This is a genomic window from Kocuria sabuli, assembly GCF_040981185.1.
Classification (GTDB): Bacteria; Actinomycetota; Actinomycetes; order Actinomycetales; family Micrococcaceae; genus Kocuria; species Kocuria sabuli.
Genome location: NZ_JAVHZE010000131.1, coordinates 1 through 500, shown reverse-complemented (window position 1 = coordinate 500; position 500 = coordinate 1). Strand labels below are relative to the sequence as shown.

Below are 500 nucleotides of genomic sequence, written 5' to 3'. Positions count from 1 at the left end.
CCACTCACGTCGGGTCTGAGCTGTCTCAGGAAGAGATGGATGACGACGAAGACGAAGATGAAGAAGAAGAGGACGACAGCAGCGACGATGACAACAGCATCGACCCTGAACTGGCGCGTGAGAAGTTTGCCGAGCTGCGTACCCAGTACGAAGTGACGCGTGACACCATCAAAGCGAAAGGCCGCAGCCATGCCGCCGCTCAGGAAGAGATCCTGAAGCTGTCTGAAGTGTTCAAACAGTTCCGCCTGGTGCCAAAACAGTTCGACTACCTGGTGAACAGCATGCGCGTGATGATGGATCGCGTACGTACCCAGGAACGTATCATCATGAAGCTGTGCGTTGAACAGTGCAAAATGCCGAAGAAGAACTTCATTACCCTCTTCACCGGCAATGAAACCAGCGAAACCTGGTTCAACGCCGCTATCGCGATGAACAAGCCGTGGTCTGAAAAGCTGCACGACGTGAAAGAAGACGTACAGCGCGGCCTGCAAAAACTGCAT

1 protein-coding gene is annotated in these 500 nt (G+C 53.6%); it reads left to right on the top strand.

The window, feature by feature from the left end; all coding sequences use genetic code 11:
- Positions 1-35 precede the first annotated feature (35 nt).
- Positions 36-500 (top strand): sigma-70 non-essential region-containing protein (locus tag RE027_RS18270; RefSeq protein ID WP_368809713.1); only part of this gene is annotated, 465 nt, incomplete at its 3' end.